Genomic DNA, 11,608 nt, shown 5'->3' on the forward strand with positions numbered 1-11,608 from the left:
TTAGCGTGGTTATGGGCTCTTTTTCCCTCTTCTAACTGCAAAATTCAGGATTTTACAGCAACATTTTGTTGCTGTCAATAAAAAAATCAACAATTTGTTAACATTTTGTTGCTTTATTTTTATATTTGTGAGAAAATAGTGTCAAATAGTCTCGAGGTGATATGGGAATGGCTTTTGCAGCAATGCTTAAACAACTTAGGGAAGAAAAGCGGCTTTCGCAAAAAGATATCGCTGATTATTTAGGCATTACTCGACAGGCTGTGGCGTCGTATGAGCTTGCTAAAAGGGAACCGGACTATGAAGTTCTAAAAAAGCTTGCAGATTATTTTGATGTGTCAATCGATTATTTACTGGGGAGGTCCAATTGCAGGGATGTCAATGCGATAACTATAGGGAAAAATATCGATTTAATAAGGGGAAATCTTACATACAAGGAACTATCAGAAGATATTAGTGCTAAATTGGGAGCGTTGATTTTTCCGGATATGCTTGAATTATATGCCCGTGGTGAAAGAATGCCCTTTGTCGGAACAATAAAAATTCTTGCAAAATATGCGCAGGTAAGGGATTCTTTTTTTTACACCTATAACACGCCCGAAACTTATGAAAGGGAAAAAGAGTTATATAGGCTTGAGATGAACCAGCAAAAAATGACCGAGGATTTTGAAGAAACCAGAGGCATTCTTGATTTTACCGATGATGTGGAAATCAAGAAATGGATTCTAAAGGAGAGTAATCTGCCTTACATAAAGCTGGCAAAAGAAATTCAGGATGCCGGTCTTCCGGTGGAAGTTTTCAGACCTCTCATAAATTCAATTAAAAATAATAGCAAGTCAAATGAAGAGTAATTACAATGCACTTCGGTAAAATTTTGTATCACTGTGTAAAATTTTAATTTGATGGTTTGTGGCTCATTACGCCAATTTTGGAGATATTTCGAAAGCTGCTACCATGTTGCGGAGAGTATTATGTGAAATTATTTTCGCCATATTCCAATTAAATTTTATTATGGACATTATTTCTTATGTGTTGTAAAATAAACCGTAATGAAATTTAAATATGGTTTAAGGAGTTGATGCAAGTGCTGGAGCTTGAGCAAATTAAGCTTGAAGTAGATGATTTTAAAGATAATTTGGACGAAATGGGGAAATCTCTTTGACATCGCCAGTATGAGCAACCAAATTGAGGAACTTGAACAGAAAGCGTCAGAACCTGATTTTTGGAACGATACCGAGAATTCTCAGAAAGTTTTGCAAAAGATAAAGACTCTAAAAGACAAGCTGGAAAGATATAATAAGCTGGTGGCGCAGTGGGAAGATTTGAATACCCTGTGCGAGCTTGGAATTGAAGAGCAGGATGAAAGTGTGATACCCGAGGCGGAGGAGGGTTTTAAGGTCTTTAAAAAGGAATTTGAGGCTTTAAAACTTGAGACACTTCTTACCGGGCAGTATGATAAAAATAATGCAATTCTGACCTTGCATGCCGGTGCGGGAGGTACTGAAGCACAAGACTGGGTGCAGATGCTTCTTAGAATGTATACCCGCTGGGCAGAGAAAAAAGGATTTACAGTAAAGATATTGGATTATCTTGACGGAGAGGAAGCAGGCATTAAAAGCGTTACTTTCGAAGTTATTGGAGAAAACGCCTACGGCTTTTTAAAGTCGGAAAAGGGAGTGCACCGCCTTGTTAGAATTTCTCCCTTTGATGCTTCGGGAAGGAGGCATACATCTTTTGCTTCCTTGGATGTTATGCCGGAATTGAGTGATGATATTGAAGTAAATATAAATCCCGATGACCTTCGTATTGATACCTACCGTTCCAGCGGTGCCGGAGGTCAGCATATAAACAAAACCGAATCGGCCGTAAGAATTACCCACATACCTACGGGTATAGTGGTTTCCTGTCAGAGTGAACGTTCTCAGTTCCAAAACAAGGATACTGCTATGAAAATGCTGAAATCAAAGCTTATGGAGCTTAAAGAACGGGAGAACAAGGAAAAGATAGAGGACCTTAAGGGAATACAGTTGGAGATAGCATGGGGGAGCCAGATAAGATCCTATGTCTTCTGTCCGTATACCCTTGTAAAAGACCACAGGACCAATTATGAAGAAATAAATGTGGATACTGTTATGGATGGAGAATTGGATGGATTTATAAATTCTTACCTTGCAAGTATATCAAAGAAACAGCAATAAAGATAAAGAAAAAATGGCCTATATATAAAAGTCTGCGGCTTTAAAAAAAGAGCAGACTTTTGTTTTGGCCTTTTGAAATTAAATAAAAGAGGATTTTATTTAAGATGCTTCTTTAGCTTCGGCAGAAGATACGAAACTTATGGTGTTTATGCTGTCAAGGTAGGGATCAATTTTTAGCAAAAAGTATCCCGATTTGCTTTCGTATTTTGCGAATACATTGATGAAATAAGCTTCATATCTGTTTTTGCTCAAATATTTTTTTGAATGGTTGTATTCTTTCGGAAACTGTATATCCACGTCGGTCAGAAGATAGTTTTTAAGGTAAGAAGTACACTTGTCTTTAAGCTCCAAGTAAGTGTAGTTTCTTGCCAGGCGGACATCAAAGCCGTTTTCCGACGGCAATACGTCAATAAAGTAGCTTTTTTCGGCAACGGGCAAACCGACACCATCCGAGTACCGAACTGTTATTGTCATATTGCTATAGTCGGGTGTAATACGGTAAATCAACTTATTTGCGTACATTTCCTTAAGTTTTTCCTCTGAGGATTTTACAGCATCCTTTTGAAGTACTGCACTTATGATTTCGAAGTTTTTGCTTTCATAGTCAAACTTTAATCTATATGTTCCGGCTTCTTTGCAGTTACTTATCCGGACAAGAATATCATCATTTGAATCCAAGGTTCTTGCATGGGTAATGGTTGTTGACCTTCCGAGAATCAGTTTAAAGCAGTTCTCCAGAAAAACTACTTTACGGTTTCGGGTCTCACCCATAGACTTTCTTTCCAAATATTCCTTTGTCTCTTCTAGAGTAAAGGATTCTACAATGGCGTTTAGATTCCGGCCAAGTTCTTTGTCTATAAGGCTTCCGTCAGAGAATAAATAGTCACTTATCGATAAGAACAAAGAGTAAATTTTGCCGTTTCTTATTATGTCGACGGAATAGCCAAGTTTGTGCCTTTGGCCTTCATCCAGAAAATTTATCAATCTGTAAATATATATAATGTCATTTTCAACTTTTGAGCTTACGCTTAATATTTTTGTGTTTTTAGTCCCGAAAGGGGCATAATAGTTTGTAGAATAATATATATAATCTAAATTGTTTCCGCTAAAAAGTCTTAGTAATTCTTCGGTAGAGGCATCAATCAAACATTCGGACTCATTGATGCATATATCAAGAGGACCGGAGTATTCGGGGCATACTATGGAAAATCTGTCGAAATTAATGTCTGAGGATTCGTTCCTAAGCTCCCAAGTATCCGGATAAGAGAAGGAATATCCTTCATGTTCATTAAGATATTTTTTAAAGCTGCTTTCTAATGCAAAAACATTTGCCTTATCATTTGCTTTATCATTTACTTTAGATTTTGTAAACTCTATCGATTCAACAATTTTCAAAAACTCGCCGACTATATCGTCGGAAGGTTTGCTTAACCTGCTGTTTAGCTCGATTTTATAAAGTTTTGAGTTGTGTATCGTATAATAGCCCTGAATGTAATATAAATCCGGACCGTTTTTCATTTCATATTTTATGTAATGAAAATTCTTGCCGGAAAGCAAGCGGGTTTCCGTCTTAATAGTTTCTGCTTTTACTGAAGGAGAGGACTTTACGAGCTTTATTTTGTCTTCTATACATGTATCGGGATTGTTTACCGATTCTACCGAAATTGATATTTGGTTGTTGTAATCAATTTTAAAACTTGTAAAGTCGAAGCTTTCCGTGATGCTGTTTTGCAAGTAGGGCACAAATGTTGACGGATATTGAACTTTGTAGTTTTGTTGCAAGTTCTGGTATTCGATGTATTCAATATTGTTGGCTGTGAGCGGCGGATAAATTCCCAAATTGGCTTCTTTTATGACTTTGCTGTCATTTAATACTTTCAGGGTGCTTTTATTGTCCGGTAAGTTTTGAATTTTAAGAGCATTGACAAGCTCTTTAACTTTGTTTATATTTTCTAAAGTCAAGAAGCCTCTTTTTCCGGATACGTTAATTGTATATATTGACATATCGGAATAGATTGGGATTGTTATCATAATATGGGTTTCCTCGAACGAAGAATATTTATCGCTTTTTATTATGTTGTACAGCACAATGTTGGAAAGCTGACCGTAAATATATTCACTATAGTCCGCAAAAACTTCCATATTGGATTCACTTAATGCTGCGTCGCTTCCTCCAAACAGAAAATCATTTTTGTATAGAGCCTGCATGGCTCTAAAATAGCTTTTTGTGTAATCGCTTATCGCATTAAAAATCTGTTCGTCGGAAGAGGCGTAATCATTGAGTATTAACCGCATGCCGGCAATAGATGTGCTGTCGAGCTTATCGCAGCTTATTGTATAGGTAAACTCTCCATTTTTGTCGACAAGCACAACGGTATTATCGCTAAAACTGTCGGAAGGTCCCGAAAGGTCAATGCTGCTATGGGATGGTATTTTTAGTAGATATCCGTGGGTAATGTTCTTGAAGGTTTTAAGGTCATGGTCCTTTAAAAAATATATAGAACCAGATTCTATATCATATTTTACAACCAAATTGAATTTTTCCTCTATAAACTCAAAAGGAAAATAGAATTTATCGTTTATTATTTGCGGTACGTTGGGATTGGAATTTGTCAGTGTAACTATGGAATAATCCAAAGGCTTTGCCGAATATGTACTTACCGTTTTTCCGTTATCAATGGAAAAAGTTTGTTTTAAAAAGTCTGTCTTAAGCTTCAAACCAAGTATTTGGGTTATTTCATCAGCTTCAAGATAATACTTGCCGTTTTGATTTACGACAGCATTCTTTAAAGTATGAATTTTTCCATTGTAATATAAATTGAAGCCGGTATCGGCCCTGGCAACGGAGAAACTCAACATAATTATCGCTGTCAGGACTATAAGCAATATCAAACCCTTTTTCATATACAACACTACCTCTTACCTTTGAGATTTATTTTCATTATATCAACCGAAAGATACTCAAAATACATATCCTCTACATTATGTATAATATCAAAAGTAAAAGACATATACAATAAATGTTGGCTCTTTGTAAAATAAGTGAAACAAATACTTAAAAAATATATTCAATGCTATTAATAAATTTTAGAAATTGTGGTATTATTCTATTGGTCCCTAATAAAAATGATATGGAACGTAGACCTAATATTTGGCCGTAAGGTGGTACGGATATGAACATTGGTATTGTCGGAGCAGGGAAAGTAGGCTGCGCTTTAGCCCAAGGACTTGAAAACAACGGCTTTAACATATCGGGAGTATACAGCCGAAGCGATGATTCACAGCAATATCTTTGCGCAAAAGTGGGAAAAACCTTTGAAAATAGTATTTCGGATACAGTCAAAAACTCAGAGCTGATATTTATTTCGGTATCTGATAACAATATAATAAAGGTTGCTGAGGAAATTGGCCGGAAAGTCGACAACGATATTATTCGAGCCAAGACTTTTATACATTTGAGTGGTGCGCTTACATCAAAAGCGTTAAGACCTCTTGAAAACTTAGGAGCGTATACTGCCTCTCTTCATCCTATTCAGTCCGTAGCGGACAAAGAAAAAGGATGGAAGAAGCTGTACAATATATTTTATGGATTCGAAGGCTGCAAAGAAGCTTTAGATTATGCCTTAAGTATCGTAAAATCCTTTGAAGGCAGATTAATAGAAATCAGAGAACAGTACAAAACTCTGTATCATGCTGCGGCATGCATTATATCCAATTATACGGTGACACTTTCCTATGCCGCCCATGAAATACTGGAGAGTATCGGATTTGACAGGGAAACTGCCAATGAGGCGTTTCTTCCGTTGATTAAGAACACAGTTGATAATATTGAGAGACTTGGAAGCGTGAATGCTCTTACGGGACCCATATCGCGAGGGGATTACAGTGTTGTTGGGGAGCATGTAAAAGAACTGGGCAAGCTGGACAAAGAACTTGAAAACATGTATAAAGTAATGGGAAGAAAGACTGTTGAGATTGCAAGAGAAAAGGGCACGCTTACAAATGAGGCAGCAAAAGAGCTTATGAAAATTTTATAATTGTGAAATCCTATACGTATGGAGATGTAGTTATGGAGATTGAATATCTTAGAAAAATATTGGAAGGTGTCAAAGACGGAGACATTGGAGTTGATGAGGCTTTGGCGGAGCTAAAAAGCCTTCCCTTTGAAGATTTGGGTTTTGCAAAAGTTGATGAGCACAGGAATATTCGCAACGGATACCCTGAGGTGATTTATTGTCAGGGAAAAACTGTTGAGCAGGTTAAAAAGATAGTTGAAAGACTGATGGAGAAAAATAATAATATTATGGCTACAAGGGCCGATATCAAGTACTTTGAAGCTATCAGGGAAATTACCGGGGATGCCGTATACCATGAAGAAGCCCGAATTGTGGTTGTAAACAAAAGGGACATAACCAGGGTAGATAAGGTGATTGCGGTTGTAACGGCAGGAACGGCAGATATTCCTGTGGCTGAAGAAGCCGCCGTTACCTGTGAGACAATGGGAAACAGGGTTGAGAGGGTTTATGATGTCGGCGTTGCAGGAATTCACAGGCTTTTTGCCCGGTTGGATGTGATTCGCACAGCAAATGTCCTCATAGTGGTAGCGGGAATGGAGGGAGCCTTGGCAAGCGTGGTGAGCGGACTTGTGGATAAGCCTGTAATAGCCGTTCCTACCAGTGTCGGGTATGGCGCGAATTTCGGAGGACTTTCCGCTCTTTTGACAATGCTGAACAGCTGTGCCGCCGGAATAGGTGTGGTGAACATCGATAACGGTTTTGGAGCGGGATTTTTGGCAAGTATGATAAATAAGCTTTAAGAAAGGAAAAGGATATGAGAATACTGTATTTTGACTGTTTTTCCGGAGCCAGCGGAGATATGATTTTAGGAGCCCTTTTGGACCTGGGGATTGATGTTGAGCTTTTTAAAAGGGAGCTTTTGGGATTAAATTTGGACGGTTTTGATATTGCTATAGAAAAGAAGATAATAAACTCAATAGCCGTAACCGATGTGAATGTTATTGTAAAAGAGGAACACAATCACCATACAGGACATCATCACCATTGTGAGCGAAATTTGGCCGACATTGAAAAGATAATTGACAACAGCAGCTTAAAAGAAGGCGTAAAAAGCCTTAGCAAGAAGATATTTGGGGAAATTGCCCGGGCAGAGGCCAAAGTCCACAACAAATCCATTGAAGATGTGCACTTTCATGAAGTTGGCGCCGTCGATTCCATCGTGGACATTGTAGGTACTGCAATTTGCCTGGATCTTTTAAATGTTGACAGAATATACTCATCACCAATGCATGACGGCACAGGCTTTATAGAATGCCGGCACGGAAAGTTGCCGGTTCCCGTTCCTGCGGTTTTGGAAATGCTTAAGGACAGCAATATACCGTACATAACCGAGGACGTAAACACAGAATTGGTGACTCCTACGGGTATCGGAATTATAAAGTGTGTGGCAAAGAAGTTTGGCCCCATGCCCCCAATGACTATTGAGAGTGTTGGATATGGAGCAGGGAAGAGACAGACGGGACGGTTTAATGCTTTAAGATGCATCTTGGGAAATGTAGAAGACAAAAAAATAATTGACGACGAGGTTTGTGTACTTGAGACCAATGTAGATGATATGAATCCGGAGATTCTTGGCTATGTTATGAACAGACTTTTTGAAAACGGCGCATTGGATGTGTTTTATACGTCCGCATACATGAAAAAGAACAGGCCGGGAGTCGTTTTGACAGTGCTGTCTGACAGGGAGCAGGAAGAAAAGCTTGTAAATATTATTCTCACAGAAACCACCACTTTGGGAGTCAGAAAGACCGTAGCCCAAAGATATATTTTGGAGAGGGAATCAAAGTATTTGGATACCGAGTTTGGGAAAATAAGAGTAAAGGAATCGGCGCTTGGCGATTACCGGAAGTATTCTCCGGAATTCGAGGACTGCAAAAAGGTGGCGCAGGAATTGAACATACCTTTAATGAAGGTATATGAAGCTGTAAATAAAGCTATTTTGACAGTTGAAGAAAGGAATGCAAATGCTTTACAATAAGTTTTCAACCTATTTGAAGGAAAAGTACGGTTCAAAGGTTTACAAGCTCCCTTTGAACCTGCCGGTCACATGTCCGAACCGTGACGGCAGGATAAGCGGCAGCGGATGTATATTTTGCGGAGAAGAGGGAGCCGGCTTTGAAAATCTGCCGAGCTTTCTCGAAATAAAAGAGCAGCTTAAGCTAAACTCCAAGTATATTGGAAAGAACTATAGCTCTGAGAAGTTTATTGCGTATTTTCAAAATTACTCAAATACTTATCTTCCTTTGGAGGACTTTAAAAAGTACATTAACGAAGCTTTGGCAGAGAACATTGTGGCTGTCTATATTTCCACCCGACCTGATTGTATCGAGGATTCGTACCTTTCTTTTTTAAAGGAGATAAAGCAGTCAAAAGGTGTGGATATTGTAATAGAGCTTGGGCTTCAGACGGTAAATTATCATACTTTGAAGTTTCTTAACCGAGGACACCTGCTTGCGGAGTTTATCGACGCCGTGCTCAGAATAAAGGCGTTTGGGCTGGAGTCTTGCGCCCATTACATATTGGATCTACCTATGGATTCAATGGATGATGTAATCGAAGGGGCAAGGATATTGTCAGCTTTAGGTGTAAGCCAGGTAAAATGCCATTCCCTTTATATTTTAAAAGATACGGTTTTGGGCGAAATGTACGAAAGGGGAGAGATACAGCCTGTAACAGTGGAAGAATATATCGAGAGGGCGGTATCGTTTCTTGAGTACTTAGACCCGTCTATCGTTGTACAAAGGTTAATAGGACGTGCGCCGGAAGAAAGAAGCCTGTTTTGTAATTGGGGTATGAGCTGGTGGAAAATACATGATGCTATTGAGCGGAAAATGATTGAGGAAAACAGGTATCAGGGAAAGAAGTTTGATTATTTAAACGGAAAGGCCTTAAGCGGTATAAGCGAAAAAACATAACAAAGGGAAATAAAAAAGGCCTCCGTCAAAAACAGCAAACAAGAGACCGTTTATATATAGTGACAGTTATAAAATAATTACAGCCGTAAAATTATTTCTTATTTTTCAGGTATTCATCGATAGCTTTTGCAGCCTTTTTGCCGGCTCCCATAGCCAGAATAACGGTTGCAGCACCGGTTACTGCGTCTCCGCCGGCGTATACACCTTCGATATTGGTGGCACCGGTGTTTTCATCTGCAATGATTCCGCCCCATTTTTGAGTGTCCAGACCCGGCGTTGTTGAGGTAATCAACGGGTTTGGGGTCTGACCGATGGCGATAATAACCGTTTCTACATCGATAATATGTTCGGAGCCTTCCTTTACCACAGGTTTTCTTCGACCCGATGCATCTGGTTCGCCCAGCTCCATTTCCACGCATTCAATCCCCTTTACCCAGCCGTCGTCCGTACCTAGAATTCTTGTGGGGTTTGTAAGAAGCTTGAACAAAATGCCCTCTTCCTTTGCATGATGAATCTCTTCAAGCCTTGCAGGCATTTCTGCTTCCGAACGCCTGTAAACTATATAAACGTTTTCGGCACCAAGTCTCTTGGCGCTTCTTGCAGCATCCATTGCAACATTTCCGCCGCCAACAACAGCAACATTTTTTCCTACTTTAACCGGAGTGTCCCAATTGGGAAATTCATAAGCCTTCATAAGATTTATTCTGGTGAGGAATTCGTTTGCCGAATAAACTCCGTTGAGGTTTTCGCCGGGGATTTTCATAAATGACGGCAATCCTGCTCCGGAGCCGATAAATACGGCATCAAATCCTTCCGCTTTAAGCTCGTCAATGGAGTAGACCTTTCCTATGACCATGTTGGTTTTGATTTCCACACCCAGCTGCTTTATGGTTTCGATTTCATCCTGAACCAGCTTTTTTGGAAGCCTGAATTCCGGAATACCGTACATCAATACTCCGCCCGGTACGTGAAAAGCTTCGAAGATTGTTACCTCATAACCCAGTTTTGCCAGGTCGCTTGCACAGGTAAGACTTGCAGGACCGGAACCGATTACGGCCACTTTTTTGCCGTTCTTTTCGGGCTTTTCGTAAGAAGCGGTACCGTTTTTCATATGCCAGTCGGCCGCAAACCTTTCAAGCCTTCCTATGGCAACGGGCTCACCTTTTTTACCCCTGACACAAAACTTTTCGCATTGACTTTCCTGGGGACAGACTCTTCCGCAGATGGCTGGGAGGTTGTTGGTTTCTTTAATTTTATTGTAGGCTTCCTCAAATTTTCCTTCGGCAATCAGCTGTACAAACTCCGGAATTTTTACGTTTACAGGACAGCCGTCCACACAAGGTTTGTGCTTGCAGTTAAGGCACCTTTGGGCTTCTTCCATTGCCATTTGCTCGGTGTATCCCAAGGCAACCTCCAAAAAGTTTTTGCTTCTGACATTAGGGTCCTGCTCAGGCATGGGAACTTTTTTAAGTGACATGTTAGGCATTTTTCTCTCCCCCCAATCTGCAAATATGCTTTTCCATGGCCAGGGTTTCTTCTTTTTTATACATGGCCTGCCTTCTCATTGCTTCGTCAAAATCCACCAGATGTCCGTCAAAGTCGGGTCCGTCCACGCATGCAAACTTGGTTTCACCGCCTACGGTTACTCTGCAGCCTCCGCACATACCGGTGCCGTCAATCATAACGGGATTCATGCTTACAATAGTTTTTATTCCGTAGGGTTTTGTGAGGTTGCTGATAACCTTCATCATTATCAATGGGCCGATAGCAATAACCAAATCGTAGTTATTTCCTTCTTCAATAAGGTTCTTTAATACATCGCTTACAAAGCCTTTATTGCCGTTCGAACCGTCGTCGGTAGTTATAAAAAGCTTGTCGCTTACCGCTCTCATTTCATCCTCAAGAATTATCAGGTCCTTGTTTCTAAAGCCAGCTATCGAATGAACCTCTACTCCCATAAAGTGAAGTTTTTTGGCCTGGGGATATGCTATTGCTGTTCCGAGGCCTCCGCCTATTACAGCTGCTTTTTTTACATTTTCAAAATGGGATGCTTTTCCCAGGGGGCCTGCAAAATCCAACAGCTCGTCTCCTTCTTCAAGAGCTCCTAATGCTTTGGTGGTCTTGCCAACTTCCTGAAATATTATCGTTACCGTACCTTTTGTGCGGTCAAAGTCAGCTATTGTGAGTGGAATTCTCTCACCGTTTTCATCAACCCTCAGAATTATAAACTGTCCGGGTTCTGCCTTTTTTGCTATATGTGGAGCCGATATTTCCATTAACTTAACCTGTGGGTTAAGAACCTTCTTTTTAACTATTTTAAACATGGTTTGGGCCTTCCTTTCTCAATCGTAAGGTCATTTTCATTTTAACTTTTGATGCTCTTTAAGTCAATTACAATATATAAGTAGTGTTTTTATTATAT

General features: G+C 39.7%; 9 protein-coding genes. 6 read left to right on the top strand and 3 right to left on the bottom strand.

Annotated elements, in window-relative coordinates; all coding sequences use genetic code 11:
* Positions 1-167 precede the first annotated feature (167 nt).
* Both PLH43_RS10950 and prfB read left to right on the top strand, forming a co-directional pair.
* The gene (locus PLH43_RS10950; RefSeq protein ID WP_324363021.1) at positions 168-848 is read left to right on the top strand and encodes a helix-turn-helix transcriptional regulator; all 681 of its coding nucleotides are present in this window, start codon (positions 168-170) and stop codon (positions 846-848) included.
* A gap of 233 nt (positions 849-1,081) precedes the next feature.
* A protein-coding gene (gene prfB, locus PLH43_RS10955; protein ID WP_324363023.1) for a peptide chain release factor 2 occupies positions 1,082-2,195 on the top strand; the annotation gives its coding sequence in 2 pieces (ribosomal slippage) (positions 1,082-1,156 and positions 1,158-2,195; 1,113 coding nt in all).
* 99 nt (positions 2,196-2,294) lie between these two features.
* Here prfB and PLH43_RS10960 read toward each other — a convergent pair.
* The gene (locus tag PLH43_RS10960) at positions 2,295-5,099 is read right to left on the bottom strand and encodes a stalk domain-containing protein (RefSeq protein WP_324363025.1); all 2,805 of its coding nucleotides are present in this window, start codon (positions 5,097-5,099) and stop codon (positions 2,295-2,297) included.
* A 269-nt stretch (positions 5,100-5,368) separates the two neighbouring features.
* Here PLH43_RS10960 and PLH43_RS10965 point away from each other — a divergent pair, with 269 nt between their 5' ends.
* From PLH43_RS10965 to PLH43_RS10980, 4 genes are read left to right on the top strand one after another with little or no spacing between them, the layout of a single operon-like run.
* Complete coding sequence (locus PLH43_RS10965) at positions 5,369-6,232, top strand: Rossmann-like and DUF2520 domain-containing protein (protein WP_324363027.1); 864 nt, start codon at positions 5,369-5,371, stop codon at positions 6,230-6,232.
* Between the two features lie 32 nt (positions 6,233-6,264).
* Entirely contained in the window at positions 6,265-7,011 is a 747-nt protein-coding gene (larB, locus tag PLH43_RS10970; RefSeq protein WP_324363029.1) for a nickel pincer cofactor biosynthesis protein LarB, read from the top strand.
* 14 nt (positions 7,012-7,025) lie between these two features.
* Positions 7,026-8,249 carry a nickel pincer cofactor biosynthesis protein LarC gene (larC, locus tag PLH43_RS10975; protein WP_324363031.1) on the top strand — a complete coding sequence of 408 codons (1,224 nt, stop codon included), beginning with the start codon at positions 7,026-7,028 and terminating at the stop codon, positions 8,247-8,249.
* Positions 8,236-9,186: a TIGR01212 family radical SAM protein gene (locus tag PLH43_RS10980; RefSeq protein ID WP_324363033.1), complete on the top strand. Its 951-nt coding sequence runs from the start codon at positions 8,236-8,238 to the stop codon at positions 9,184-9,186. Before larC ends, PLH43_RS10980 begins: the two co-directional genes overlap by 14 nt.
* 91 nt (positions 9,187-9,277) lie before the next feature.
* Here PLH43_RS10980 and gltA read toward each other — a convergent pair whose 3' ends face one another.
* Both gltA and PLH43_RS10990 read right to left on the bottom strand, forming a co-directional pair.
* Positions 9,278-10,672 (bottom strand): NADPH-dependent glutamate synthase, encoded by a 1,395-nt coding sequence (gltA, locus tag PLH43_RS10985; protein ID WP_324363035.1) that lies wholly within the window; start codon positions 10,670-10,672, stop codon positions 9,278-9,280.
* Complete coding sequence (locus PLH43_RS10990; RefSeq protein WP_324363037.1) at positions 10,665-11,510, bottom strand: sulfide/dihydroorotate dehydrogenase-like FAD/NAD-binding protein; 846 nt, start codon at positions 11,508-11,510, stop codon at positions 10,665-10,667. Before PLH43_RS10990 ends, gltA begins: the two co-directional genes overlap by 8 nt.
* Positions 11,511-11,608: the final 98 nt, after the last annotated feature.

Origin of the sequence: Acetivibrio sp. (genome assembly GCF_035371925.1) — a bacterium.
Taxonomy (GTDB): Bacteria; Bacillota; Clostridia; order Acetivibrionales; family Acetivibrionaceae; genus Hungateiclostridium.

Excerpts from the sequence above, each read along its gene's own strand:
- PLH43_RS10960 (WP_324363025.1), bottom strand. The coding sequence starts at position 5,099 with ATGAAAAAGGGTTTGATATTGCTTATAGTCCTGACAGCGATAATTATG.
- PLH43_RS10990 (WP_324363037.1), bottom strand. The coding sequence starts at position 11,510 with ATGTTTAAAATAGTTAAAAAGAAGGTTCTTAACCCACAGGTTAAGTTA.
- PLH43_RS10965 (WP_324363027.1), top strand. The coding sequence starts at position 5,369 with ATGAACATTGGTATTGTCGGAGCAGGGAAAGTAGGCTGCGCTTTAGCC.
- larC (WP_324363031.1), top strand. The coding sequence starts at position 7,026 with ATGAGAATACTGTATTTTGACTGTTTTTCCGGAGCCAGCGGAGATATG.
- gltA (WP_324363035.1), bottom strand. The coding sequence starts at position 10,672 with ATGCCTAACATGTCACTTAAAAAAGTTCCCATGCCTGAGCAGGACCCT.
- larB (WP_324363029.1), top strand. The coding sequence starts at position 6,265 with ATGGAGATTGAATATCTTAGAAAAATATTGGAAGGTGTCAAAGACGGA.
- PLH43_RS10950 (WP_324363021.1), top strand. The coding sequence starts at position 168 with ATGGCTTTTGCAGCAATGCTTAAACAACTTAGGGAAGAAAAGCGGCTT.
- PLH43_RS10980 (WP_324363033.1), top strand. The coding sequence starts at position 8,236 with ATGCTTTACAATAAGTTTTCAACCTATTTGAAGGAAAAGTACGGTTCA.